This is a genomic window from Lewinella sp. IMCC34183, assembly GCF_003390915.1.
GTDB lineage: Bacteria > Bacteroidota > Bacteroidia > Chitinophagales > Saprospiraceae > Neolewinella.
This window is the reverse complement of record NZ_QMEM01000004.1, coordinates 319,570-344,044: the sequence shown is the minus strand read 5'-3', so window position 1 is coordinate 344,044 and position 24,475 is coordinate 319,570. Positions and strand designations below refer to the sequence as shown.

At 62.4% G+C, this 24,475-nt stretch carries 16 protein-coding genes; 13 read left to right on the top strand and 3 right to left on the bottom strand.

Translation table 11 applies throughout. The features are described 5' to 3' along the window. Window positions 1–6 precede the first annotated feature (6 nt). From DQG19_RS11180 to DQG19_RS11125, 12 genes are all read left to right on the top strand, one after another. A complete protein-coding gene (locus tag DQG19_RS11180) occupies window positions 7–1,557 on the top strand; it encodes a RagB/SusD family nutrient uptake outer membrane protein (RefSeq protein ID WP_116126335.1) in 1,551 nt (516 codons plus the stop codon). A gap of 41 nt (window positions 1,558–1,598) precedes the next feature. Further along, window positions 1,599–3,107: an arabinan endo-1,5-alpha-L-arabinosidase gene (locus DQG19_RS11175; RefSeq protein ID WP_116126334.1), complete on the top strand. Its 1,509-nt coding sequence runs from the start codon at window positions 1,599–1,601 to the stop codon at window positions 3,105–3,107. A 233-nt stretch (window positions 3,108–3,340) separates the two neighbouring features. Then, window positions 3,341–4,909: an alpha-N-arabinofuranosidase gene (locus DQG19_RS11170; RefSeq protein WP_232826498.1), complete on the top strand. Its 1,569-nt coding sequence runs from the start codon at window positions 3,341–3,343 to the stop codon at window positions 4,907–4,909. A gap of 11 nt (window positions 4,910–4,920) precedes the next feature. After that, window positions 4,921–5,925: an arabinan endo-1,5-alpha-L-arabinosidase gene (locus DQG19_RS11165; RefSeq protein ID WP_198661723.1), complete on the top strand. Its 1,005-nt coding sequence runs from the start codon at window positions 4,921–4,923 to the stop codon at window positions 5,923–5,925. 93 nt (window positions 5,926–6,018) lie between these two features. Further along, a complete protein-coding gene (locus DQG19_RS11160; protein WP_116126332.1) occupies window positions 6,019–8,019 on the top strand; it encodes an alpha-L-arabinofuranosidase C-terminal domain-containing protein in 2,001 nt (666 codons plus the stop codon). A 204-nt stretch (window positions 8,020–8,223) separates the two neighbouring features. Continuing rightward, the gene (locus tag DQG19_RS11155) at window positions 8,224–9,630 is read left to right on the top strand and encodes a serine hydrolase domain-containing protein (protein WP_116126331.1); all 1,407 of its coding nucleotides are present in this window, start codon (window positions 8,224–8,226) and stop codon (window positions 9,628–9,630) included. Between the two features lie 31 nt (window positions 9,631–9,661). Then, window positions 9,662–11,302, top strand: a complete 1,641-nt coding sequence (locus DQG19_RS11150) for an NAD+ synthase (protein ID WP_116126330.1) — start codon at window positions 9,662–9,664, stop codon at window positions 11,300–11,302. Window positions 11,303–11,396: 94 nt separating this feature from the next. Then, complete coding sequence (locus tag DQG19_RS11145) at window positions 11,397–12,782, top strand: DUF819 domain-containing protein (protein ID WP_116126329.1); 1,386 nt, start codon at window positions 11,397–11,399, stop codon at window positions 12,780–12,782. A gap of 144 nt (window positions 12,783–12,926) precedes the next feature. Further along, window positions 12,927–13,763, top strand: a complete 837-nt coding sequence (locus DQG19_RS11140; RefSeq protein ID WP_116126328.1) for an SDR family oxidoreductase — start codon at window positions 12,927–12,929, stop codon at window positions 13,761–13,763. Window positions 13,764–13,902: 139 nt separating this feature from the next. Next, window positions 13,903–14,727, top strand: coding sequence for an SDR family NAD(P)-dependent oxidoreductase (locus DQG19_RS11135; RefSeq protein WP_116126327.1), 825 nt, complete (start codon window positions 13,903–13,905; stop codon window positions 14,725–14,727). Between the two features lie 80 nt (window positions 14,728–14,807). Next, window positions 14,808–15,431 carry a flavin reductase family protein gene (locus tag DQG19_RS11130; protein WP_116126326.1) on the top strand — a complete coding sequence of 208 codons (624 nt, stop codon included), beginning with the start codon at window positions 14,808–14,810 and terminating at the stop codon, window positions 15,429–15,431. Beyond that, on the top strand, window positions 15,428–15,943 hold the full coding sequence (locus DQG19_RS11125) for a hypothetical protein (RefSeq protein ID WP_116126325.1): 516 nt from the start codon (window positions 15,428–15,430) through the stop codon (window positions 15,941–15,943). Before DQG19_RS11130 ends, DQG19_RS11125 begins: the two co-directional genes overlap by 4 nt. 15 nt (window positions 15,944–15,958) lie before the next feature. Here DQG19_RS11125 and DQG19_RS11120 read toward each other — a convergent pair whose 3' ends face one another. After that, window positions 15,959–18,604, bottom strand: a complete 2,646-nt coding sequence (locus DQG19_RS11120; protein WP_157974457.1) for a T9SS type A sorting domain-containing protein — start codon at window positions 18,602–18,604, stop codon at window positions 15,959–15,961. 694 nt (window positions 18,605–19,298) lie between these two features. On the opposite strand from DQG19_RS11120, the gene DQG19_RS11115 reads away from it, so the two are divergent. Next, window positions 19,299–20,936, top strand: a complete 1,638-nt coding sequence (locus tag DQG19_RS11115) for a S41 family peptidase (protein ID WP_232826497.1) — start codon at window positions 19,299–19,301, stop codon at window positions 20,934–20,936. A gap of 12 nt (window positions 20,937–20,948) precedes the next feature. Here DQG19_RS11115 and DQG19_RS11110 read toward each other — a convergent pair whose 3' ends face one another. Then, window positions 20,949–22,535, bottom strand: a complete 1,587-nt coding sequence (locus DQG19_RS11110) for a SulP family inorganic anion transporter (RefSeq protein ID WP_116126460.1) — start codon at window positions 22,533–22,535, stop codon at window positions 20,949–20,951. A 126-nt stretch (window positions 22,536–22,661) separates the two neighbouring features. After that, a complete protein-coding gene (locus DQG19_RS11105; RefSeq protein WP_116126323.1) occupies window positions 22,662–24,428 on the bottom strand; it encodes an ABC transporter ATP-binding protein in 1,767 nt (588 codons plus the stop codon). Window positions 24,429–24,475 lie beyond the last annotated feature (47 nt).

Here is a 24,475-nt window from a genome sequence, read left to right as displayed (position 1 = left end):
ACGATCATGAAGAACCGCATTCTATTCCTCCTATTGGCCGTTGGTGCCCTCGCGGGTAACTTCGGCTGCGACGACGAACTCGACATCGTCGACCCCAACCGGCTCTCGTCGGCGCAGTTTTACGTCAACGCCGATCAGGCCGTGGCCGCCGTCGATGCCATTTACAACACCCTCATCATCGACGGCCTCTACCAGCGGATGACGCCGGTCTACAACGACGGCCGCGGCGACGAAGTAAGCAGCCGCAGCCCGTGGATCTTCTTCACCGGGATCAGCTCCTTCACGCTGCCGCCCACCATCGGCGACCTGGATATCTTCTGGCACGGCCACTATATCCTGATCGGCCGGGCCAACCAGGCACTCGAGAACATCCCGAACGTCGAGGACATCGACGGCGATCTGCGCGACCGACTGCTGGGGCAGGCCTACTTCCTGCGTGCGCTGGCCTACTTCAAGCTGACGAATACGCACGGGAACGTACCCATCATCCTGAATACGCCCCAGGGAGGCGACGACTTCTACCCCAGCAACGAGGGCGTGACCCGCGAAGACGTGTACGCCCAGGTAAAGAATGACCTGCAAAACGCCATTGACCGGCTGCCCCTCTCCTACGACAACGTATCCGGTCAGGACGCCGGCCAGGAGGGGCGCGCCACCCTGGGCGCGGCGAATGCCCTGATGGGTACGGTCTTCCTCTACGAGGGCAACTACACCGGGGCGCTGCCGTACTTCCAGGCCGTGGTCGAATCCGGCGAGTACGCCCTGGCCGCCAACTACGCGGACCTCTTCTCGCAGGACCCCGGTACGGAAGCAGCCAACCCCGGCAAGATATTCTGGGCGGACTTCACCACCAGCGCCGCCGCCGAGTTCAACTGGGGTGGAGACCCGAACGTCAACTGGCGGCAGTTTCTCGCCATCACCCCGACCTATTCGGTGGGTGACTTCTACGACTTTATCCCCACGCCCTTTCTCTACGAGGAAATGCGCAAGGAGCGGACGGTCGACGGCCACCTCGACCCGCGGTACCATTCCACGATCCTTTCCTACGAACCCGACGACGGCTACACCACCGCCTACGGCGTAGACTGGTTCGAGCGGGGGTTTGCCGAAGACGCCTACTTCATCAAGAAGTACACCAACGCCGTCAACGGCACGGACGCCTTCACCGCCGGTTTTGACTACCACATCATCCGCTACGCCGACGTCCTGCTGCTGTATGCCGAGTGCCTGGCCAATACGGGTGACGTGGCCGCCGCCGCGGGCTACGTGCAACAGGTACGCGACCGGGCCAACCTGCCGGACCGGGAGGCTGAATTTGCCGGTTACTCCCTGCAGCAGTTCATGGACCAGCTGGAGCACGAACGTATCATGGAACTGGCCATCGAGGGCAAGCGCTGGTGGGATATCCGGCGGTGGGGCAAGCTGGAAAACGACCTGCAAGAGCTGCAGGCCCATGACTTCGAGTTCGACACCTATACCCCGCGGTGGGATGTAGTCCCCATCCCCCAGGCGGAACTGGACCGCAACCAGAACCTGGTCGGCAATTCCGCTAACTAGGCAGTCCCTTTCCCGCCGCCCCGCCAAAAACCCGATTTCCTATGCGATCCTCCCTGCTAATTCTGTTGCTTGCCTGTATTTGCACCCTGGGTTGCGAGAAGGAAACTGAAATCACTCCCACCCCAACGACGCCACCGGCTCCGCCCACGCCAAACCCGGTGGGAGACACGACCTCGCTGGACGACGGGCCCATTGATTTCTCGACCTTCTCCGATACCTACGGCGACCTGGCCTCCGCCAGCCGCACGGCCGACTGGAGGCACTACAATGTACACGACCCGACCTACGTGGTCGACGACGACTTCACCTGGTGCTACAACACCGACGTCGCCTTCGGTACGGACATTCGCCCCGGTATCCAGATCCGGCGCAGCATCAACCTCGTAGAGTGGGAATTCGTCGGCTGGGCGTTTCCCGGACTGCCCAGCCGTGGGGAAAACTTCATCCGCCGGAACGGCGGCGAGCCCTTCGCCGGCCTCTGGGCCCCCTACGTGATGAAGGTGGGCGACGAATACCGGCTTTACTACTCCCTGTCCTCGCCGACCCCCCGCCTCAGCGTAATCGGGCTGGCCACCTCCGACCGGCCGCAGGGCCCCTTCATCGAACGGGACCTGGTAGTCACCTCGGTAAACGACGCGACCCGGCAGACCAACGCCATCGACCCCACGGTAGCCATTGCCCGCGACGGCAGCTACTGGATGTACTACGGATCGGCCTGGGACGGGATCTACAAGCTGGAGCTGGACCCCGCAACCGGCCTGGCCAGACGCACCAACGACAAGGGAACGCGGGTCGCCCAGCGGGGCTTCACCGGGAACCGGATCAACGGAAACCTGGAGGGGCCGGAGGTCATCTACCACCCCGAGTTCGACCAGTACTACCTCTTCCTCTCCTACGACTGGCTGGAAACCAAGTACAACGTACGGGTAGGCCGCTCCGACAACGCCACCGGCCCGTTCTACGATATTCGCGGCCGGAACCTGAACGAGGACGTCGACGATCTGCCGATGCTCATTGCGCCGTACCGCTTCACCGGGCACGGCGGCTGGCAGGGGGTTTCCCACCCGGGCGTCTTCGAAAAGAACGACACCTTCTACATGGGCCACCAAGGCCGCCCGGACGTCAACCCCTTTTTCATGGTGATGCACGTTCGTCAGCTGTTCTGGACGGAGGACGGCTGGCCCGTGGTCAGCAGCCAGCGGTACGCCGCCGAGGCGGAAGACGCCGTGCAAGCCGATGAGATTGCCGGCGACTGGGAGATCATTCGCTTTGATTACCAGGTCGTGCCCGGCTACGCCGAAGAGCAGACCTCGGCCGACTACGTCAATGCCGAACCGGTCCGGCTGGGAAGCGACGGCACCCTGTCCGGCGCCCTGGAAGGTACCTGGACCTACAGCGCCCCCTGGCTCACCCTCACCGCCGGCGGAAACAGCTGGTCGGTCCGGATAGAGCGGGGCCGGGACTGGGAGAATGAGGTAGCCCGAACCATTTTGTTTACCGGACTGCAGGACAACGGCTACGCCATCTGGGGCAAGAAAATCGGGGAATAGTGATGCATGTGCCTACGGTTTCGGATCGGGCGATGGTCCTGGTGGACAAGCCGCGAAAGAACGCTGCAGGACAAAGCCCTTATTTGTCGGACGGGCTCGACGCCGCGGGTCAGTTCACGGGAACCAACGGTGGGAAACCGGGAAAGCTGACTCAGGATTCTGGCAAATGGCCGCTAGAGTGGAAGCAGGCGAAGGGCTTACCTTGGACCGTCACGTCAAAAAACCTCAGACGCATGCAAACAAAAAATAGCATCAACATGAAATCATACACCTTCTTGCTCACCCTGCTGCTGGGACTGGCCACGGGCCTGCAGGCCCAGACAGTCGCCATCTCGGTGGACGCCGACGCGGACTCCACCACCATCAGCCGCCACATTTACGGCCACTTCGCCGAGCACCTCGGACGCAGCATCTACGGCGGCTTCTACGTAGGCGATACCAGCGATATCCCCAACCGCGAAGGCATCCGGATGGACGTGGTCGAGGCGCTGAAGGAGATTGAGATCCCGAACCTGCGCTGGCCCGGCGGCTGCTTCGCCGACACTTACCACTGGATGGACGGCATCGGGCCCCAGGAGGACCGCCCTTCCATCCTCAACGTATGGTGGGGCAACGTGAAGGAAGACAACAGTTTCGGCACCCACAACTTCCTCAACCTCTGCGAGATGCTCGACACCGAGCCCTACCTCTCGGCCAACGTGGGCAGCGGTACGCCGCAGGAGCTGGCCGACTGGATTCGCTACACCACCCACCCGGCGGGCAGCAGCCCGATGCCCGACCTGCGCGCCGAGAACGGCCGCGAGGAACCCTGGGACGTCAAGTTCTGGGGCATCGGCAACGAGGCCTGGGGCTGCGGCGGCAACATGCGCCCGGAATACTACGCCGACCTCTACCGCCGCTTCGCCACCTTCATGACCGGCTGGCAAAACAACGAGCTGTACCGCATCGCCTCGGGCGCCAGCAGCGGCGACTACGAGTGGACGGAGGTGCTGATGAAGAACATTCCAAAGAACCTCATCGAGGCCATCGCCCTGCACCACTACGCCGTCATCGACTGGGGCGCCAAGGGGCCCGCCGTTGACTTCACGGAGAATCAGTACTTCATCACCATGAAGGAAGCCCTGAAGATGGAGGAGCTCATCGAGAAGCACGTAGCCATCATGGACGAGTACGACCCCAACAAGCGCGTCGACCTGCTCGTCGACGAGTGGGGTGGCTGGTACGACGTGGAGCCCGGCACCAACCCCGGCTTCCTGTACCAGCAGAACACCATGCGCGACGCCATGCTGGCCGGTGCCACCCTCAACATCTTTAACAACCACGCCGACCGGGTCAAAATGGCCAACATCGCCCAGGCCATCAACGTACTGCAGGCCGTCATCCTCACCGACGAGGAGAAGATGCTGCTGACGCCGACCTACCACGTCTTCCGCATGTACGTACCCCACCACGACGCGCAGCTGATTCCCCTGTCCTTCGAATCGCCGATGTACACCTTCGAGGGAGAAAGCCTGCCCGCCATTTCGGCGTCCGCTTCCCGCGACGAGGAGGGGAAAGTGCACTTCTCGCTGGTCAACATCGACAGCAAGCAATCGCACGAGATGGAACTGGACGTAGCGGCCCTGGGCCTCGGCAGCGTAACCGGTGAGATCCTCACCGCGGAGACCCTGCAGGAGCACAACACTTTTGAAAACCCCGATCAGGTAACGCCTTCCGGTTTCGACGGCGCCAAGATGAGCAATGGCAAGCTGCGGCTGACCATCCCGCCCTTCTCCCTGGTCGTCCTGGAAGCCACGAAGTAATGATAAAGCCGATGTCACGTCTGACTGCACAACTAATGGGAGTGTACCTCCTGGGGCTGCTATGCTGCCTCACCGGAAAGCTGGTCGCGCAGACCAGTGACATCTCCGTCCACGACCCCGTGGTCATAAAGCAGGGGGATACCTACCACCTGTACTGCACCGGACGCGGCATCGGCCACTTTACTTCTACTGATCTCGAGAACTGGGAGGAGGCCCCACCGGTCTTCGCCGAGAAGCCAGCGTGGACGGACGGGGTCGTCCCCGGGTTCCGCAACCACATCTGGGCCCCCGACGTGCTCTTCCACGACGGCCAGTACTACCTCTACTATTCGGTCTCGGCCTTTGGGAAGAATACCTCGGCCATCGGCGTGGCCACGACCGCGAGCCTGGACCCCGACGACGCCACCTACGGCTGGACCGACCATGGGATCGTCATCCAGTCGCAGCCGAACCGGGACCTCTGGAACGCCATCGACCCCAACATCGTATTCGACGACGCGGGCACCCCCTGGATGTCGTTCGGCTCCTTCTGGAACGGACTGAAGTTGGTCAAGCTGGACCCCTCCCTGACCCGGATCGCCGAGCCCCAGGAGTGGCATACGATCTCCCGGCGGGAACGTGACTTCGACCTGGCCGACGCCAATCCCGGCAACGCGGCCCTGGAAGCTCCGTTCATCTTCAAGCGGGACGGGTGGTACTACCAGTTCCTCTCCTGGGACCTCTGCTGCCGCGGCGAGAACAGCACCTACAAGGTGGTGGTGGGCCGCTCGCGCGACGTGACCGGGCCCTACTTCGATCAGGAGGGCAAAAACCTCTTCCACGGAGGGGGCACGCTGGTCATCCAGGGCAACGAGAACTACTACGGCGCGGGGCACTGCAGCGTCTACACCTTCGACGGTGAGGACTACCTGTTCCTGCACGCCTACGACGCCGCCGACCGCGGCCGGTCGAAACTCAAGGTCCGTACGATCCGCTGGTCCGACGAAGGCTGGCCGATGGTGCGGGGGCTGGAATAGATACACGCCTCCACCAGGGATTCGCCATCGATCCGGGGAGGTGCCAAACGACAATCAACGACGGCTACGGCCAACTACAACCTGCAATAGACTATGAACTTTGAGCTGAAATACTTGGCGCTTGCCTGCCTGCTTTGCACCTGCGTCCCCGCCGCCCTCTCCGGGCAGACTGCCGCGCGCCACGCGCTGACGGTGGACGCCTCGAAGTCCGTGGCAGCGGTGCAACCTACCATGTACGGCATCTTCTTCGAGGACATCAACTTCGCCGCCGACGGGGGACTCTACGCCGAGATGGTCAAGAACCGCGGCTTCGAATTCACCCTGCCCAAAACCGGCTGGGTGGAGCCTAACAGCGACCGCCACTCCATGAACGCGGCCTCCGGCATGGCCGACATCGTCAAGGTGAAGGACGACCCCGCCAACCAGAACTACCTGCGGGTGACCGTGAAGGACCCCGCCGGGTACCAACTCATCAACGAGGGCTTCCGGGGCATGGGTGTCCGGGAGGGGGCGACGTACGACCTAACCTTCAGGGCCGCCGCCGGAAAGGGTGACCTCTCGGCCGTTACGTTTCAGTTTCTTTCCCAGGACGATGAGGTGATCGGCGAAACTACCGTATCCCTGGACGGAGACGGCTGGCAGGAGTACGCGGCCACCTTCGAGGCTACCGCTACCGACCCGGAGGCCCGCCTGTTGCTCACCTTCGACAAGGCGGGTACGGCCAGTATGGATATGATCTCCCTTTTCCCCCGCGACACCTGGAAGGGACGGGAGAAGGGGCTGCGCAAGGACCTGGTACAGCTGCTGTACGACCTGGAGCCCGGCTTCCTCCGCTTCCCCGGGGGCTGTATTGTCGAAGGACGTACGCTCGCCCGCCGCTACCAGTGGAAAAAGACCGTGGGCTCGATCGACGAGCGCGAACTGTTGGTCAACCGCTGGAACACGGAGTTCGACCACCGGCTCACGCCCGACTACTACCAGAGCTTCGGCCTCGGCTTCTTCGAATACTTCCAGCTGGCGGAGGACCTGGGCGCGGAGCCCATGCCCATCCTGAGCTGCGGCATCGCCTGCCAGTTCAATACCGGCGAGCTGGTGCCGCTGGAGGAGCTGGACCCCTACGTGCAGGACGCCCTGGACCTCATCGAATTTGCCAACGGCGATACCACCACGGCCTGGGGGAAGGTGCGGGCTGACATGGGCCACCCCGAACCCTTCGACATGAAGTATATCGGTATCGGCAACGAGCAGTGGGGACCGGAGTACATCGAGCGCTACAAGGTCTTCGATGCGGCCATCAAGGCCAAGTACCCCGACATCGCCATCATCTCGGGCAGCGGCCCCTTCCCCGAAGGGGAATACTTCGACTACGGCTGGGAGCAGCTGAAGGAGATGAACGCGGAGATCGTCGACGAGCACTACTACAACTCGCCCGAATGGTTCCGCGAGAATGCCACCCGCTACGACGACTACGACCGGAACGGACCCAAGGTCTTCGCCGGGGAGTACGCCGCCCAGAGCGTGGCCATCGCCAGCCCCGACAACAAGAACAACTGGAACTGCGCCCTCTCCGAAGCCGCCTACATGACCGGCCTGGAACGCAACGCCGACATCGTGGTCATGACCTCCTACGCCCCGCTGATGGCCCACGCCGACGCCTGGCAGTGGACGCCGGACATGATCTGGTTCGACAACCTCCAATCCTACGGTACGGCCAACTACTACGTGCAGAAGCTCTACGCCAACCACGCCGGTACGGACCTGCACCACATCACCGAGAACGGCGAGGCCGTCACCGGCCAGAACGGGCTCTACGCCTCTGTGGTCAGCGACGCAGAGCGCGGAGAAGTCTACCTGAAGGTAGCCAACACCAGCGATGCCGCGCAGGAGCTCGACATCACCATCCAGGGGATGTCCCTGGCCCGGCAGGGTACCGCCTACACCATGAGCGGTACGGATATGGACGCCGTGAACTCCTTCGATGAGCCCATGAAGGTGAGCCCGGAGGAAAGCGACATCAGCCTGCGCAACGGCAAACTGAGCGCTACGCTGCCCGCCAAGGCCTTTGCGGTGTACAAGCTGCGGGTGGCCAAGTAAGCCATCTATTCGGGGAAGGATCCTAGAATACGGAGGTGCCACGGAGCGTTCAGCTCGGTGGCACCTCTTTTTATGGGCGGTACGGCATGCGCCGTTCCCGGAGCAGTGTCGGGGATTTTGCGCCGTCGGTCGATAAAGCAGGCAGGTGCGTGGACGCGCGCCTAATTTGTAGGCAATGCTCATCCCCTACCGTATAAATAGCCTATGCAAAAGATACTTATTACCCTGCTCCTGTTGGGGTTGGTGACCCGCCTCTCCGCGCAATCCTCCGCCATCGATTCCCTGGACAAGGCATTTGCGCGGCTCGCCGAGGATGGCTACCTGAGCGGAAACCTACTGCTAGCCGAAGGAGACCAAATCCTGCTCCGGAGAAGTTACGGCTACGCGGACTTTGACGGGAAAGTGCCCCTGCGGGAGGATGCCGTGCTGGAACTGGCCTCCGTATCCAAGCAGTTCACCGCCGCGGCGGTCGCCCTGCTGGTCGCCGACGGCGAACTCGATCTCGATACCCCGGTAGCGGAGTACCTGCCGGAGCTGGCCGCGTACCCCGACCTTACTACCCGCCACTTGGTGCATCACACCGGAGGACTGCCTGACTACATGGCGGCGGCCGGGGAATTAGAGGACCTCCCGGAATTCATAACCAACACCTTCGTGCTGGAGTACCTGCGGGATGTGCGGCCGGCCGCCGAGTTCAGTCCCGGCGAACGATTTGCGTACAGCAACACCGGCTATGTGCTCCTGGCGTCGTTGATCGAGCGGGTCAGTGGACGAGCCTTCGACGAATTCTTGCGGGAGCGTCTCTTCGAGCCGTTGGGCATGGAAGACAGCCAGGTATACCGGCGGCGGTACGAAGCGGAGCGCACGGTAAACCGTTTCGTTCCCGGTTACGTGTGGGACGGGGAGGGGTACGTCATCCCCGATTCGCTGGAGGAATACGCATTCGTCAGGACCCTGGATGGCGTATACGGCGATGGCATGGTAAATTCTACACTGGACGATCTGTACCGCTGGGACCGGGCCCTGGCCGCCGGCGAGTTGCTCGATACCGCACTCCTATTCCGTCCCGGAATTACCGCCACGGGGGATACCACCACGTACGGCTTCGGGCAGGGTATCGGTCAACATCCGGACTACGGCTACACCATCAGTCACTCCGGAGGCTGGCCCGGGGTAGTCACCCATATCTACCGCTTCCCCCACAGCGACCGGGTCCTGATCCTGCTGCGGAACGACGGCGGCGGGCGCGACGAAAGGGTAAACCCCTTACGTAACGCCCTGCGCGCCCTGCACGGTCTGCCCCTCGAACCGGAGTCGCTTGCTCCCACCCGGGCCGGGACCGTCGACCCGGCCGCGGTAAAGGAACTGGAGGGCGTCTACGCGGTATCTCCGGCCTTCAAGCTGACCTTTTTCCTGGCGGAAGATGGCAGGTTTATGACCCAGGCTACGGGGCAGCCCGCCTTCGAGATCGGTAAGCATTCCACCGCGGATCGGTACATGTTGCTGAAGATCGCGGCGGAATTGCAGTTTCAGCGGAACGCTGCGGGAAAGGTGACGAGCGTCATGCTGTACCAGGGTGGGCAGGAGATCGAAGCCGTACGGGAGGAGTAAGGGTATATTTGGGGCTTACTACCTTTCCCCCATGAACATAGCCCTCGCCCAGATCAACGTCCACGTAGGCAACTTCGACGCCAACCTGAAGAAGATGCTCGAGTATACCGAGCGGGCCAAACGGCAGGGGGCCGACATCGTGGTGTTCCCGGAGCTGGCCACGGTGGGCTATCCGCCGCGCGACTTCCTGGAATTTGACGACTTCATCGACCAGGCCAACCTGGTAGTGGAAGAATTGGCCCGGGCCGCCGACGGCATCGCCATCGTGGTGGGATCGCCGACCAAGAATCCGGTGGTCGAGGGCAAGGACCTGTACAACAGCGCTTACTTCCTGGCCAACGGACGCATCCAGCAAGTGCAGCACAAGACCCTGCTGCCGACCTACGACATCTTCGACGAATACCGCTACTTCGAACCCGCCGCCGAGTGGAACGTGGTGCGCTATCAGGACAAGACCATCGCCATGATCGTCTGCGAGGACAGCTGGAACGTCGGCAACGAGAACCCGCTGTACAAGATCAACCCGATGGACCTGATGCTGGAGCACCAGCCGGACTTCATCATCAACATTTCGGCTTCGCCCTTCGCCTACGATCACGCCGAAGAACGCGTACAGGTACTGCGGGCCAACACCGAGCTATACGACCTGCCGATGTACTACGTCAACCACGTGGGTGCCCAGACGGAAGTGCTTTTCGACGGTGGCTCCCTGGTACTAAATGGGCGCGGGGAGGTCGTCGACGAGATGCCCTACTTCGAAGAGTGCCTCCGCGTCTACAACACCGAGGAGGTAGCCGGAGGAGAAGACCTGAGCGGCGAGCGGCAACGCGACAAGATGACGCTCATCCACGACGGGCTGGTCATGGGCATTAAGCAGTACTTCGGTAAGCTCGGCTTCAAGCGGGCGATCCTCGGTCTCAGCGGGGGCATCGACTCGGCCCTGGTGGCCGTGCTGGCCGCCCGCGCCCTGGGGGCCGACAACGTCCGCTGCGTCCTCATGCCCAGCCAGCACAGCAGCGACCACAGCGTCAACGACGCCCGCCAACTGGCCCAGAACCTCGGCAGCCAGTACGAGATCGTACCGATCGAGAGCGTCTACCACACCTACATGGACCTGTTGAAGCCCCACTTCTTCGGTACCCAGGAGGGCCTGACCGAGGAAAACCTCCAGGCCCGCATCCGGGGCATGATCCTCATGGCCTTCAGCAATAAATTTGGGAACATCCTCCTCAACACCAGCAACAAAAGCGAGATGGCCGTCGGCTACGGCACCCTCTACGGCGACATGTGCGGCGGCCTCAGCGTCATCGGCGACGTCTACAAGACCGAGTGCTACGAGCTCGCCAAGTTCATCAACAAGGACGGCGAGGTCATTCCCGACAACATCATCACCAAGCCCCCCAGCGCCGAGCTCCGCCCCGACCAACTCGACAGCGACAGCCTGCCCCCGTACCCCGAGCTCGACGCCGTCCTCTACCAGTACATCGAGCTCCACCAAAGCCCCCAGGACATCATCGAGGCCGGTGCCGACCCGCTGCTCGTCCAGAAGGCCCTTCGCCTCGTCAACATCAACGAATTCAAGCGTCACCAGACGGCCCCCGTGCTGCGGGTGAGCCGTAAGGCATTTGGGATGGGTAGGCGGTTTCCTATCGTGGCCAAGTACCTTAGTTAGTGAATTACTGCGTTGGTGCATTACCGCGTTAGCCCGCAGGCAGTGCGCGCAAACGCAGTAATTCAGTAACGCGCCAACGCAACAACTCCTTCCCTTGGAACCACTCATCACCAACGACGCAGTAGTCTTCGGCCTCCTCATGGTCATCCTCGCCGGGGTATTCACCACGGCCAACAGCGAGCGACCGTTCTGGAAGACCTTCTACACCTACGTGCCGGCCCTGTTGCTGTGCTACTTCCTGCCGGCGCTGCTGAACTGGCCGCTGGGCATCATCGCCTACGACTGGTACGACTACGACGTGATTGACGCGCTGGCCCGGCAGGGGGTGACGCTGCCGGAGGGGCTGTCGTTCGGGGAGATCAACCGCTACATCGAAGCACAGGGGCTCGACCCCGCCGACTTTGCCGGCTATACCGGGCACAGTGCACTGTACTTCATGGCGAGCCGCTACCTGCTGCCGGCCAGCCTCATCCTGCTCTGCCTCAACATCGACATTCCGGGCATTATCAATCTCGGCTACCGGGCCATTGTGATGTTCCTGGCGGCGACGCTGGGCATCGTGCTTGGCGGCCCGATCGCGCTGCTGGTCGTCACCAACTTCTTCCCCGGCCTCATCGACCTGGATCCCGACCTGCTCTGGCGGGGGCTGAGTACCATCGCCGGCTCCTGGATCGGCGGCGGGGCCAACCAGGCGGCCATGCAGATCATCAACGAGGTGCCGCCGGGCATCTTCGGGCAGATGATCGTGGTCGACGTGCTCGTGGCCAACATCTGGCTGGCGTTCCTGCTTTTCGGGGCCGGGCGGGCCAGGCGGATCGACCGCTTCGTCGGGGCGGACAACCGCGCCATCGACCAGCTCGTCAAAAAGATGGAGGACTACGCCGAGGAGGTCCGTCGCATTCCCACCAGCGTCGACACCTACAAGCTCATCGGCGTCGCCTTCGGGGGCGTGGCGGTGGCCCACCTCGGGGCGGACCTGCTGGCCCCTTTCTTCGGGCAGTTCGAGGAGGCGCTGGAGGCCCTCCGCCTGAATACCCTCACCAGCGGCTTCTTCTGGATGGTGGTGCTGGCTACGACGGTCGGTTTTCTGCTCAGCTTCACCGGGGCGCGGCGGCTGGAGGGCGTGGGCGCCAGCCGGTGGGGCGGCGTATTCATCTACATCCTGGTGACCACCATCGGCATGCAGATGAACATCGGCGACGTGCTCGATAACCTGGGGCTCTTCGCCGTCGGCCTCATCTGGATGCTGGTGCACATCACCGTGCTGCTCGTGACCGCCTGGATCATCAAGGCGCCCTTCTTCTACGTAGCCGTTGGCAGCCAGGCCAACGTAGGCGGCGCGGCCAGCGCGCCGGTCGTGGCCAGCGCCTTCAATCCCGTTCTCGCGCCCGTCGGTGCCATCATGGCGGTGATCGGCTACGCCCTGGGCACCTACGGCGCGCTGCTGTGTTCCTACCTGATGGAGATCTCGGTAAGCTGACCGTTCAACCGCTGGCGGCCTTCGCGGCGCTCCGTCGATTTCAAGTAGTTTTGTCCCCCGGCGCGGCCGGAAGCCGCATCTGACTCCGCGGTCTGAAACCGCGTCTAACTCCGCGGCCGGAAGCCGCATTGTACGCCCATACCTATGCAAGATTCCATCCTAGTTACCGGCGTTTCCTCCGGCATCGGCCTCACCACGGCCAAGTACCTGCTCGATCGTGGCTTTCACGTGTACGGTTCCGTGCGCGGGGACGCGGGTGCGGGGGAACTCGCGGAAAAGCCGGGTTTCACGGCTTTGCAGTTCGATGTCCGCGACCGCGACGCTATCCGCGCCGGTATCCAACGCATCCTCGCCGACGGCAACCGGCTGGTCGGGCTCGTCAACAACGCCGGGGTGGCCATCACCGGGCCGGTGGAGACCGTCAGCGAGGTGGAGTACCGCCGGCAGTTCGAAGTCAACGTCTTCGGACTGGTAGCCGTGTGCCAGGAGGCCCTGCCGCTGCTGCACGCCACGAAGGAGGCCGGCTTTGAGCCCCGTATCGTGAATATTGGCAGCGTATCGGGCTACCTGACCTCGCCCTTCACCACCATCTATTCCGCTTCCAAGTTTGCCGTGGAGGCCCTTACCGACGGCCTACGCCGCGAGTTACTGCCCTTCGGCATCGACGTGATCAGCGTGGCACCGGGCCCCGTCAAGACACCCATCTGGAAGAAGGGCCGCGAGCAGAAGGAAGCTTTTCAAAACAACCGCTACAGCGAGATGCTCGACAAGCTCGACCCCTACACGGAGGCCGCCGAGGCCGACGGCGTGGAGCCGGAGGTAGTGGCCGCCGCCATCTACGAGGCCCTCACCGCCAAGGACCCCCAACCCGCCGTCCTCGTCATGAAGAAGGGCTGGATGGCCAAGTTGCTGAAGCTCACGCCCAAGCGCTTCCAGGATCGCTTCTTTGTCAAGCGCCTAGCCGAAAACCGCCGCTACTAGTACAACGCGGTCTCCGACCGCGCAGTCCGATGCGGCCTCCGGCCGCGCCAGTAAAACGCTGCCTCCGGCAGCGATAGTAAAATGCTGCCTCCGGCAGCGAAGTAAGAAGCGCTTTCCAAGCGCGAATTCCCAAAGCGTAATGACCCCACCCAGTATCCTAATCACCGGCGTATCCTCCGGCATCGGCCGCGTTACCGCCGCCCATCTCCTGCAACGGGGCTTCCACGTTTACGGCAGCGTACGCGGCGGCGATGCCCCGCCCGAACTGGCCGATAACCCCTCCTTCACCACCCTCACCTTCGACGTGCGCGACCGCGCGGCGATGGCCGCCGCCGTAGCGGACATCGGCGCCGCGGGCCGCCCCCTCCTCGGCGTGGTCAATAACGCCGGCGTGGCGGTCCCCGGCCCCGTGGAGACCACCCTGGAAGCCGAGTACCGCCGGCAGTTCGAGGTGAACGTCTTCGGCCTGATCGCCATGTGCCAGGAAGCGCTGCCCCTGCTGCACGCCGCCAAGGAAGCCGGTCACGAACCCCGCATCGTCAACGTAAGTAGCGTGAGCGGCTACCTCACCTCGCCGTATATGACCTTCTACTCCGCCTCCAAATTCGCGGTGGAGGCCCTGACCGACGGACTCCGGCGCGAGCTCCTGCCCTTCGGCATCGACGTAGTCAGCGTGGCCCCCGGCCCCACTAAAACACCCATCTGGTCGAAAGGCAGCACCCAGACCTCCGGTTTCGAAGGCAACCGCTATAGCCACCTGATCCCCCAGCTCGACCCCTACACTAAGGCCGCCGAGCGCAACGGCGTGGAACCCGAGCAGGTTGCCGCGGCCATCCACCGCGCCCTGACCGACGAGCGGCCCCGCCCCCACGAACTGATCATGAACAAGCGCTGGCTGGCCAGGCTGGTGCGGCTCATGCCCCGGCGCTGGCAGGATAATTTCTTTACTAAGCGGTATCGATAGGGTGGCGCAGCCGGAGGCTGCTTTGAACTCCGCAGCCGGAGGCTGCATTTTACTTCCGCGGCCGGAGGCCGCATTCTACTATGCACCTGACACTCGAAGACATCATGGCCCGCCCGGCCGCCTACCGCCGCGACCTGCTCAATACCCTGCCCGGTCCCCGTGGCGTGCACCTGATCGGTACCAAGGGGTATCGGGGGACGGAGAACCTGGCCGTCTTCAGTTCGGTAGTGCACGTGGGGGCCAGCCCGCCGCTGCTGGGCTTCATCATGCGGCCGCTCACGGTGCCCCGCCATACGTACCACCACATCCTTGCCAACGAGTGGTTCACGCTGAATACCCTGCACCCGGACTTCCTGGAGGCGGGCCACCAGACCAGCGCCAACTACGCGATCGGTACGTCTGAATTCGGCGCTACCGGACTTACTCCCCTGTACAGTGAAGCCTGCACCGCCCCCTATGTGCAGGAAAGCCCGGTACGCATCGGACTTACCCTGGAGGAGGAGCATGCCATCGCGGCCAACGGGACCATTTTCCTGGTCGGCCGGGTGCGGGAGATCTTCGTGCCCGACGACTGCGTGGCCGATTCCGGTCACGTCGACCACCTTCGCCTGGATACCCTCACTTGCGCGGGACTCGATACCTACTATCCGGTAGGAAAACCTACCCAACTCGGGTACGCCCGTCCTAATACCCAGAACCCATGAAAAACTGGTTGCTCCTTCCACTTTTCAGCCTGCTTCTCGCCTGCGGTGGGGCGGATGAAGTCCAGACCGCTGGTTCGGGCACGGCGGACCATACCGTCGCTCCGGCTCCGGGTGTACAACCGCCGCCGCCGCCGCCGGCCGCCGGGGGAGAGTCGTACACGCTACTGGAGCTGTCCGACTTCCGCGAGGTGGAAGGCTGTACCGTACTGCTGTGGCCGGAAGACGGGGAATCGGGCCGTTACGTCTACGGCTTCAATTACGCCGAGGGGCCGGCCGAGGGCCGCTTCGGCGGTCGCTTGCAGTCTCTGGAGGTAGAAAGTGAGGAAGCCGGTACGGAGGGACGTCCGAATACTTACGTACACGCTAACGACGACTACGAAGTGACCACCACCTTTACCCGCGAAAACCAGGTAGACAGCGAGCTGTGGGAAATTTCCGGGACCGTGATCGTACGGGAAAAGCGGTCGGGCAAGACCGTCCGGATATCGGTACTCGGGGAGCAGGGCTGCTGAACGACTCCCGCGCCGCTACCGGCGGAAAACCTTGCCCGTGCCGGACCTCGTCACCACGGTATACGCACCCGCCGGCAAGCCGGAAAGATCGAGCTTGATCAATCCGGTTTCGCTTGTGGCGATCGCTACCCGTGCCGTTACCTCCTGCCCGAGGGCATTGTAGACGCGCAACCCCGCGAGCTCCCTGACGGGGCCTTCGACCATGAGAACGTCATGGGTGGGATTGGGATACAGGCTCAGGGTGTGTGGGGAAAGGTCTACCCGGCGGACGGGAGACTGGGTCTCCGTACCGTCGAAGTCCGTTTGGGTGAGGCGGTAAAAGGTGGTGCCGGGGTAGGGCGACCGGTCGGTGGTCTCGTAGGTGTGCCGGCCCGATGAAGTTCCGGCGGCCGGTACTTTCTTAAGGGTCTCCCAGATGTGACCGTCCCCCGATTTCTGTACCAGGAAGAAGTCGTTATCCGTCTCCTGGCCGGTGGCCCACCTCAGGAGAACGGCTCCCCCCGGCCGGGCGGACGCGGTGAAGTACAGGAGCTCGATCGGCAGGCTTGCATTGGCGCTGGCTAGGGTGAATGTGCGTCCGTCCGTAAGCGCCGTCACCCCGGCGAACTGGAAAATTCCGTCTTCGAGGTCGACCGCTCCGGCGATGGGCGTTTCGTCGTCGAAGGCATCGTCGCCGTCAGTATCCACCAGCAGGCGCAGGTCGCCGGCGGACACATTGCTCAGGCCAGAGAGGTCCCAGCGCAGATCCACGGCACCCACGTCCACGGCGGCGGTGCCGGCACCGTTGCGCTCGCTGATCTTCCAGACCCGCGCGAAGCGGCCGTAGGTACCGGGCGGCAATCCGGATATGGTGCTGAAGTCTGCGGCCCCGCCCTTGTGGCCCCAGGTCATGAATTCATTGTCGCCGAGGCCCTGCGGGTTGCGTACCCTCAGGATGCTTGTCCCCTGGGCGTCGTCGTGCAGGTTGCTGGAGTTGACGCGCCCGATACCGGCTACGTCGTTATCGTAGTCTCCGCTGCCCGGATCGTCGTTCCGGTACACATCGTTGGTGGTGAGCGTGTATCCGTATTTCGCGGACAGGTAATTGGCGACCAGTATTCGCTTGGCGTCGTTGAGGGCCTCTCCGTAGTAAATTATTTCCCCGATGTCGCCGGTAAAGTAGAATTCCGGAGCTCCCTCATTGGCTCCGGCGCCGACACGGGTGTTGTGGGTTGTATTTACTGGCATCGTACCGGTTGCTGTGACCGCCGTATTGCCTTTGATCTGCAGGCTTTTGCCGCCGGAGCCGGCGGTATACCGGAGGGTTTGTCCGGACCAGCTCCCCACCGTGGACGCACCACTGTTTAGAGTAGCCCAACCTCCCCCGCTCTGACCCGTCCAGAAGGACCATTCATTCGAAGTAGCAACCGAGTAAAGCATATACCCGGAAGTGGGCGTAGCGCCTCCATTCCGGCTAGAAATCACGGTTTTGAAATTGTTGGATGCGTTGACCTTACTGACGGAGAAGAGGGTGAAGGCGGCGGTATTAAGGTCCGCAACGTGTTCCCGTTGGAGGTACTGACTGCTGCCGTTAAAGGTCAGCGCGGCGTGGCCATTGACCAGGGCCCGCTTCATGGTGGCGCCGCTGCCGCCGGCGAAGTCATTTCCCTTTCCCGATCGGTCCGCCCAGTTGCTGACGGTCGCATTATCCGCGTCAGTCAGTTTATCCGCGTCGAGCCACAGGTTCAGGATCGAAGAGGAAGTACGGTAACTAACGCCGCCCGGTCCGTCGGGTGCCGGTGAAACGGTGGTGGCGAAGGTGAACCGCCGTCCGTCGGCCAGGGCGGTGACGGCGGTGAACGTGTATACTTCGCCACCCTGGTCCACTGCTCCGGAGATGGGCGTCTCGTCGGAGAAGAGGCCATCGTTGTCGGTATCCACGAGCAGTCGCAGTCTGGTGGCGGTGTATCCCGGTAGCCCGTTGAGGTCAATGCTGAGGTCGACGGCCCCGACGTCGACGGCGCCGGCGCCGGTACCACTTCGTTCGCTGATTCGCCAGATCCGGGTGAAGCGTGCTTCCAGTCCGGCGGGCACATCCGTTACCTGAAAGGCGCCGCGGGTGGCGTTGTTATGGCCCCACAGGAGGAACTCGTTGTCGCCCAGTCCCTGGGGGTTGTTGATACGCACGTTGCCGGTGCCCCGGGAGTCGGTATGCAGATCGGTGGAACTGAGCCGCCCGATCCCGGCCACGTCGGTGTCGAAATCGCCGTTGGCGGCATCGTCCTGCCGGTAAATGTCGTTGGACGAAATGGTGTAGCCGTACTTGGCGGAGAGGTAGTTCTTGATGAGGTACCGCTGGGTCTCGCTCACATAGGTGGTAAACACGATCACTTCGGCAATGTCGCCCGTGAAAAAATAGTCCGGTGTATTGGACTCCGTGTGGCCCGCGCCGATGCGCGTAGGACGGGTCGTATTCTGCGCGACCGTCGAAGTGGATTGTGTATTGGTTAGGCGGCTGACGTTCAGATGCTTCCCGTTGGTTCCGTTTTTGTGGCGTATGGTCTGTCCAGCCCAGGCATTGACGGTATTACCAATCAAATCCAGCCTATGGAAGGCGGGAGTGTTATCACCGGTCCAGAAGGTCCATTCGTTGTTGTTGGAAGACGGGCGGGAATAGAGCATATACCCCCGGCGGATATTGTCGACATCACTCCGACTGGTAATCACCGACTTAAAAATTAGCGTTACTGCTGACCTTGGATGCCGCAAATACAGTATAGCTGGCGGGGTTGAGGGTCGCGCTGTACGGCGATTCAAAGTAGTGAGCGCCCCCGTTAAAGTAGAAGGCAGGCTTGCCGTTTACGCGATTGGTGTAGTATACGGCCCCGTTTCCGGCGGTAAAATTATTGCCCTTACCCGAAGCATCGGACCAGGAGGTGACGGTGGCACCGCTGGTGGCGCTAACCTTGGAAGCGTCAAGCCAGAGCGAAAGGGTGGAGGTACCGTCGGTGGTGCCGACGCCGGCGGGACCCGTCTGGGCAGTTGCGTAACCGGCAAATAAAAGGGGGAGGAGGATGAACGTCAGTTTTATCGCAACATAGATTTCATGAGAGGAGGTGGCGATGTCAACCGGGAACAGCGTTCACGGGCAACACCGGATCATCGTGTAATGAGAACCTACCCTCATAAAAATTAATTGCATCCGTAGCCTTTCTTTTTGCAGATTGACGTCTCACGGTTCGGTCGGCCAGATGGTGTTATGAAAGTCCGCGTTTTGGTCACCCGCCTTGCACCCGCGGCCGCGTCACATGGCCCTGAGCCGTAATCTCTTGCGGCCCGCCCGCGTTATCTTGGAACATCCCATACGCTACCGTCCATGTCTACCCGCAAACGTTCCCTGCATGCCGCCCTCGGCGCCGTCGCTTTCCTGGCCCTGACCGCCGCCTCGGTGGCTCCCGTCAACGACAAGTTTTTCGAGATCATGAAGGCCATCGAGGTGTACACCAACGTGTACAAGGAGGTGAACACCTACTACGTGGACGAGATCGAGCCCAATAAGCTCATGCGTACGGGCATCGAGGCCATGGTGGAATCCCTGGACCCCTACACCAACTACATCAGCGAAACCGACGTGGAAACCGCCCGTCTGCGGCAGAGCGGGCAGTACCAGGGCATCGGCGCCGAGATCGAGTACATCGACGGGCTGCCCACCATCCTGACGCTCTACCGCGACCAGCCCGCCGACGCGGCCGGACTGAAGACCGGCGACCGCCTCCTGGAGATCGACGACCGCGAAACGGTAGGCTACAACCGCGAGCAGTTGGAGGAGATCATGCGGGGCTTCCCCGGCACCGTGATGACCCTGACCGTCGACCGGCCCGGCGAGGGCATGAAGAAACTGCAGCTGACCCGCGGCGACGTGGAGATCCCCAACGTGCCCTACTCCGGCATGCTCGAGAGCGGCGTGGGCTACGTGGCCCTGACCACCTTCACCCAGAATGCCGCCGGTAACGTACGCGAAGCCGTAGTGAAGCTGCGGGCCGATAACCCGGACATGAAGGGTGTGGTGCTGGACCTGCGCGGCAACGGCGGCGGCCTGCTCAACGAGGCCGTGGACATTGTCAACATCTTCGTACCCAAGGACGAGCTGATCGTGACCACAAAGGGCAAGGTGCGCGACTGGAACCGCAGCTACGCCACCAGGGGCAACCCGCTGGACACCGAGCTGCCCGTAGCGGTACTCATCAACGGCCGCTCGGCCTCGGCCTCCGAGATCGTCTCCGGGGCCCTGCAGGACCTGGACCGCGGCGTGCTGATCGGACAGCGCAGCTACGGCAAGGGGCTGGTGCAGAACATCATGGAGACCGGCTACGGCAGCCGCGTGAAGATCACCACCGCCAAATACTACATCCCCAGCCAGCGCTGCATCCAGGCGATCGAGTACCGCGACGGCAAGCCCTACGATATTCCGGACGACCAGCGGCCCGAGTTCAAGACGCGCGCGGGACGGACCGTACTCGGCAGCGGAGGGGTGGCCCCGGACATCGAGGTGGACGTGCTCGGCAGGAACAACGTCGCCCAGGGCCTGCTGGAAGAGTTCATCATCTTTGACTACGTGAACCAGTGGGTGCGCGAGCACCCGTCGATCGACTCGGTAGCGGAATTTCACTTCCGGGACTGGGACAACTTCCAGGCCTACCTGAACCAGGCCGACTTCAGTTTTGACTCGCGGGCGGAGCAGCTCCTCGAATCCGCCGCCGAGCGTGCCGCCGAGGAAGGCTACGACATCTCGACCGAACTCGCCGCGATCCAGGAGAAGATGGACCGTGAGCAGGCTACCGCCATCGCCGGCCTGAAGGAGGAGATCATCGACATCATCGAAAAGGAGATCGCCGGGCGCTACTTCTACCAGCGCGGACAGGTACAGATGGGCCTGCGCAACGACAAGGAAGTGCAGGAGGCCATTGCGGTACTCAACGACCGGGCACGATACAACGAGATCCTCAGCAAGTAGGCGTTCGCCGGCCTAGTGTAGGGCGACCCCGGACCGCATGTCGAAGACTTCAAAGAAGTCTTCCGGATTCTGGACGGTCGAGCCGTCCTTGCGGATCACCTCCACGTCCACGTTCCGGTTTTTGAAGGTGGTGACGAAGTCATCCATGATCTCCACCACGTCGTAGTCCAGGAACTGGTTCTGGCGGGCGTCGATGGTGAGCAGGGCACCGTCGGAGATCTTATCGAACTGGTTGCGGATGGCCCCCTTATTGAAGAAGGTCACCTCCTCGGCCAGGGTGATCTGTATGTGCTCCCGCTCTCCCTCCTCGTTGCGCATGTGCAGGAAGTGGGAGTTCTGGTAGCTGGTGTAGAGGATCACGATGACGCCCACCGCCAGGCCGAGGCTGATGCCGATCAGCAGGTCGGTAAACACGATCGCCACTACGGTCACGACGAAGGGTACGAACTGGCGCCAGCCCGCCCGGTAGATGGCCATGATGGTGGCCGGTTTGGCCAGCTTATAGCCGACCAGCAAGAGGATGGCGGCCAGTACCGACAGCGGAATCAGGTTGAGGATGTTGGGGACGAAGATCACCGAGGTGAGCAGCAGCAGACCGTGGAGGATGGCGGCGAGCTTGGTACGGCCGCCCGACTGGATATTCGCCGAGCTGCGCACGATCACCTGGGTGACGGGCAGGCCGCCGATCATTCCGGAAAGGATGTTGCCGGTTCCCTGGGCGAGCAGCTCCCGGTTGGTGGGCGTGACGCGGCGGCGCGGGTCGAGTTTATCGGTCGCCTCCACGCACAGCAGCGTTTCCAGGCTGGCGACCAGTGCGATCGTGAAGCCGGTGATCCAGACCGACGGGAGGGCGACGGCGCTGAAGTCGGGAAAGCTGAATTGCCCGATGAAATCGTCGAAACTCGACGGCACCGGCACGCTCACGAGGTGCTCCGAGCTGATGCCGAGGCTGCCGTTGCCCATGGTGACCTCCCAGATGATGCCCACCGCTACCGCGACCAGCGGGCCGGGGACGATATTGAAGACCTTGCTCTTCTTCAGCAGTACCGTTTCCCAGAGAATAAGGATGCCGAGGGCAATGAAGGCGATCGTGGTGGCCCCATCATCGGTATAGTTGAACATATTGAACAGCTCCGAGAAGGTGTTCTCCCCGTCGGGCTGCAGGAAGGCATCGTCGCCCTCCGGATCGGCGTCGTAGCCGAAGAAGTGGGGAATCTGCTTGAGGATGATGATGAGGCCGATGCCCGTAAGCATCCCCTTGATGACCGAGGAGGGGAAGAAGTAGCCGATGACCCCCGCGCGCAGCACGCCGAAGAGCACCTGGATCGCACCTCCGATCACCACGCAGGTCAGGAACATCTGGTAAGTCTCCAGCTCGGTGATGGCCGTCAGTACGATAGCCGTCAGTCCGGCCGCCGGTCCGCTGACCCCGACGGGGGAACCGCTGACCGCACCCACGACGATACCTCCCACTATGCCGGCGATGAGACCGGCGAAGAGCGGCGCTCCACTGGCGAGGGCGATACCGAGGCATAGGGGGATCGCCACGAAGAAAACCACTACACTGGCAGGAATGTCGCCTTTGAGGTTGTCAAAGATGCCTAAACGACCGTGTTGGGAGGTACTCATACCGGAATGACTGATTAATAGTATTACTTCGTGCTTGGTAAAGTAAGTCCTTTAATCCGAATCGGTAACAGTCTGGGCGGAATGAAGGCTATTCGATCAGTCGGCCGTTTCGAGAAACTGCATCTCGTAGAGCTCGCGGTAGCGTCCGTCCTCGAGCTGGATCAGTTCCTCGTGGGGTCCCAGTTCCTTGATCTCACCCTTTTCCAGAACCATGATGTTGTCGGCGTTCCGGATGGTGCTCAGGCGGTGGGCGATCACGATGCTGGTGCGCCGGTCGATAAGCTTCTCGATGGCGTGCTGGATGACGCCCTCCGTTTCGGGGTCCACGCTACTGGTGGCCTCGTCCAGGATGAGGATGTCGGGGTCGAAGACCAGGGCGCGGACGAAGGAGATCAGCTGCCGCTGCCCCATACTCAGGGTCGCCCCGCGCTCCATGACGTCGTAGTCGTAGCCGCCGGGCAGCCGCTCGATGAAATCGTGCGCGCCGATGAGCTTGGCCGACTCGATGACGCGCTCGCGGCTGATGCCGGGATCACGGAGGGTGATGTTCTCCATGACGGAGCCGGTGAACAGGAAGACGTCCTGGAGCACCATCGCCATCCGGCTGCGCAGCGCCGTGAGCTCGTAGTCACGCAGGTCCTTACCGTCCACCAGGATCTCGCCCTGCTGGTACTCGTAGAAGCGGTTGATGACGTTCGTGATGGTCGTCTTGCCGGAACCGGTGCTGCCCACGATGGCCAGCGTATCGCCGGGGCGGAGGTGGAAACTCAGGTCCTTCAGGATCCACTCGATGCCGGTGTAGGCAAACCACACGTTGCGGAATTCCACCTCGCCTTCCAGCCGCTGGGGGGCGAGCGAGCCGGTATTTTCTATCTGGTCGTCGCGGTCTACCACCTTGAAAACGCGCTCGGAGGCGACCAGTCCCATCTGCAGGGTATTGAACTTATCGGCCAGCACCCGGATCGGGCGGAACAGCATATTGATGTAGATCGGGAAGGCCACCAGGGCCCCGAGGGTGACGCCGCCGGCGCGGGCCACGTCCTGCGCGCCCCACCAGACCATCAGCGCCAGGCTGGCGGCGGCGATGATGTCTACCGTGGGGAAGAAAATGGCGTAGTACAGGATGGCGTCGATGTTGGCCTTGCGGTAATCCTGGTTGATGTCCGCAAACTTGCGGGCTTCGGAATCTTCCGCGTTGAAGATCTGCACGATGCGCATGCCGGTGATGCGCTCCTGCAGGAAGCCGTTCATTTTTTGAATTTGGGTACGGACCTGCTGGTAAGACTTCTTCACCGCTTCCTTAAAGAGGTAGCTGGCCAGCATCAGGAAGGGCATGGTGGTGAGGCAGATCAGCGTAAGCCGCCAGCTGGTGGTCAGCATGATGGCCAGGACGGCGAAGATCGACATCAGGTCGGCCAGGATCGTGATCACTCCCTCGGCGAAGATGCTATTAATCGACTGAATATCACTGATCGTGCGTGTAGTGGATGTGCCGATCGGCGTCTTGTCGAAATAGCTCAGCCGCAGTCCGTTGATGTGCTTAAAGACACGCACCCGCAGGTCACGGATGACCGATTGCCCGAGCCAGTTGGAGCTGTAGACGAAGGCGTAGCGGCACAAAGCCTCGACGATCAGCAGGCCGGCGATGACCAGGGCCCAGAAGGTGAGTCCCTGGGTGTCGCCCACGAAGATGTAATCGTCGACCATCTTCTGGATCAGCCGGGGCCGGGCGATGGAGAGGGGGGCGAGCAGTACGGCCAGCGTGATGGCCAGAATGGCGATCCCCTTATACGGCTTGGCCAGCGCCAGTACCCGCCACAGGAGGTAGAGGTCGAACTTTTGCTTCTCTTCGTTGGTGGCCATGAAGGAGTGTAACGCGCCGGGGGCGCTTTGGGTCGGCTTTAGGGGGC